This is a genomic window from Planctomycetota bacterium (assembly GCA_038746835.1).
Classification (GTDB): Bacteria; Planctomycetota; Phycisphaerae; order Tepidisphaerales; family Tepidisphaeraceae; genus JBCDKH01.
This window is the reverse complement of record JBCDKH010000282.1, coordinates 1-3,104: the sequence shown is the minus strand read 5'-3', so window position 1 is coordinate 3,104 and position 3,104 is coordinate 1. Positions and strand designations below refer to the sequence as shown.

General features: G+C 66.3%; 2 protein-coding genes. Both read right to left on the bottom strand.

The window, feature by feature from the left end:
• On the bottom strand, window positions 1–902 hold a 902-nt coding region (gene pstB, locus AAGI46_16620; protein MEM1013831.1), incomplete at its 3' end, for a phosphate ABC transporter ATP-binding protein PstB.
• A 48-nt stretch (window positions 903–950) separates the two neighbouring features.
• Window positions 951–3,101 (bottom strand): ABC transporter permease subunit, encoded by a 2,151-nt coding sequence (locus AAGI46_16615; GenBank protein ID MEM1013830.1) that lies wholly within the window; start codon window positions 3,099–3,101, stop codon window positions 951–953.
• Window positions 3,102–3,104: the final 3 nt, after the last annotated feature.

Genomic DNA, 3,104 nt, shown 5'->3' with positions numbered 1-3,104 from the left:
TCCTTCAGCTGCGGCGTCTGGAACATCGTCGCGGTCGGGCCGTACTCGACGAGGCGGCCTAGGTACATGAAGGCCGTGTAGTCGCTGCAGCGGGTGGCCTGCTGCATGTTGTGCGTGACGATGATGACGGTGTAGAGCCCACGCAGCTCGGCGATCAGCTCTTCGATCTTGCCGGTCGCAATCGGGTCGAGCGCGCTGCACGGCTCGTCCATCAAGAGCACCTCCGGCTCCGCGGCGATAGCGCGGGCGATGCAGAGCCGCTGCTGTTGTCCGCCCGACAGGCCCAGGGCCGACTCGTCGAGACGATCCTTCACTTCATTCCAGAGGGCGGCGCCGCGGAGCGACTTCTCGCACGCCTGGGCCAGGACCTTCTTGTTGCGTTCGCCGTCGATGCGGAGGCTGAAGACGACGTTCTCGAAGATGCTCATCGGGAACGGGTTGGACTTCTGGAAGACCATGCCCATGCGTTTGCGCAGCTCGATGACGTCGACGTTGCGGTCGTAGATGGGGTCGCCGTTGAGGTGCATGTTGCCCTCGATGCGGACCGTGTCGATCAGGTCGTTGAGGCGATTGATGCTGCGGAGCAGCGTCGACTTGCCACAGCCGGATGGCCCGATGAGGGCGGTCACCTTGCCGCGGGGGAACTTCATGTCGACGTCCCACAGCGCCTGCTTGGTGCCGTACCAGAGGCGGAACTGATCGACGCTGACGACGGGCTCTTCCTGGGCCAGCTCGCGGTGGACGCGTGTGTCGTACGGCAGGTCGGCGGCGATGGCCTTCTGCAGGCCAGAGTCCCGGCCGCCGGGCGACGGGTCGCCGGTCGACTCCACGCCGTTGATCCGACCAAAGGCCGTGCTCTGCGAGCGAGTGTCGGCGTTCGTTGCGGCAGTGGTATCGGTCATCGGACGAAAGGAGCGGGTCGAGGACGCAGCGAGCGTAGCGAGTTGTCGTCAGAACGCACCGCCCGCAAACGCACGGCGGAGCCGGCTTCGGAGCCAGATGGCCGCGAGGTTCAACAGCAGCACGATCAAAATCAGGAGCAGTGTCGTCGTGTAGACGCTCGATCGCGAGGCCTCGGCGTCGGGGCTGTGGAAGCCGAGATCGAAAATGTGGAAGCCCAGGTGCATGAACGCCTGGTCGAGGTGGATGAACGGCGCGTCGCCATTGAGTGGCAGCTCGCGGACGGTCTTGAGCGCCCCGACCAGCATGATCGGTGCGACCTCACCCGCGCCACGCGCGATCGCCAGGATGGCCCCCGTCATGATGCCCGGCAACGCCCGCGGCAGGACGATCGTCCGGATCGTCTGCCATTTGCTCGCGCCGCACGCGTAGCTGCCCTCTCGCATCGACCTTGGCACCGCGGCGAGGGCTTCTTCGGTTGAGACGATGACGACCGGAAGCGTCAGGAGTGCCAGCGTCAGCGACGCCCAGATGAGCGCCTGCCCCTTCCATTCGCTCGAGCCGCTCGTGAGCGTCTCCGGGTAGAAGCCGCCGAAGATCTCCTTCGGCACGCTGGCGAAGATGAAGTAGAAGACGACCACCACGCTGACGGCCCACGCGAGGCCGGCGGCGAAACGGAAGGCCTTGGGCAGCAGCGTCTCCTGGCTGGCGGCGCCTTTGTCGGATCGGTTGGCCAGCGACGTCACCGCGATGGCGATGGCGGCGAAGATGATCGCGACTGCGATCCAGAGCAGCCACGTGTCGACCGGCAGCGGGTCCACGCCCGCACCTGCCGCGCCCGCGTCCATCCACCCGCCGAGCCCGTAGCAGAAGAAGCCCAGCCCGAAGACGCCGTAGACGATGCTCGGCACGCCCGCAAGGTTGTTGACGCAAATGCGGACGAAGCTGACCAGCGCCCCTTGCTTCGCATATTCGCGAAGGTAGATCGCCGCGACGACGCCGACGGGCACGACGAAGACGATCATGATGAACGTCAACAGGACGGTCCCGACGATCTGCGGGAAGACGCCGCCCTCGGTGTTGGAGTCGCGCGGCTCCGCGCTCAGGAACTCCCACCAGCGCGAGAAATAGACGCCGAACTTGTCGCCCAGGCTGAGTCGATTCGGCACGAACGCCCGCACGACCTGGCCCATCGTCATCGGCAGCGGCTCGATGGCGACGCGCGTCCCACGTTCGACGGCTGCACCATCTGCCACGAGCACCACGGCCATCGGCGGCAGCGTGTACGGCTCGCCGATGGCGTTGCCGTCCGCGTCGACGAACTGCACCTTCGGCCGCGAGCCGTCCTTGGGCGTGATGACGGTCGCGCCCGGTTCCTCGACCCAGCGTCTGGTCGACTCCAGCCGCAGTGGCGCGTCGTCGATTGTCGCCGGTCGGCTGTTGGACTCGGTGAAGTCGAGCAGCCGCACCGAGGCGACGCGCTCCGCGTCGTCGCGATCGAGCACGGTCGCTGCCGAGACGTTGGCGGTCTTGCTGGTCCGGGTGATGCTGATCATCGGACCCTGCTCGCTGGCGAGGAAGATCCGGTAGTCGGCCATCTGGCCTTCGAGATCGCGACGCTCGGCCTGAAGCTCGTCTTGTTGTGCGGAGAGCCTCTCGAGTTCGGCTTCGGCTCGGGTGACTGCCCGGGCGTCTTCAAGCTGCTCGGCTGCCTCGAGGCGCATGCGGACTTCGTCACGCTGCTCGGCAATGCCGCCGAGGTCGTTTTTGATGTCGAAGATCCGCTCGCCGATGCCTTGCACCTTCGGCAGCACATCGGTCAGTGCGGCGTAGGCGTTGTCGAAACCTTCGTACAGCCGGCCTTCGATGGCCACGGCTTCGAGTCGTCCGATGGCTCGGCCGTCTTCCTGTCGCTCGACGTAGAGGAAGTCGTCGGGCAGGCTGGTCTCGAGGACGCGGTCGCTGCGGACCCAGGTGAATTGCCCGCCGGTGAGGTCGCGGTTGCCGGTGCGCCAGAGGGTCTGGTCGATGCGGACTTCGTCGTCGAGCAGGCCGTTGTCGTTGAGGTCTTCGCCGTCATCGAGTTGGCCGTTGGCGTTGGTGTCCTCGGCGAGGCTGGTGTAGCCGACGCGAAACGACTCGCCGACGATGCTCATCGTCTCGGCGACGTCACCGGTGCCCGCGACGAACGTGACCCGCACGAC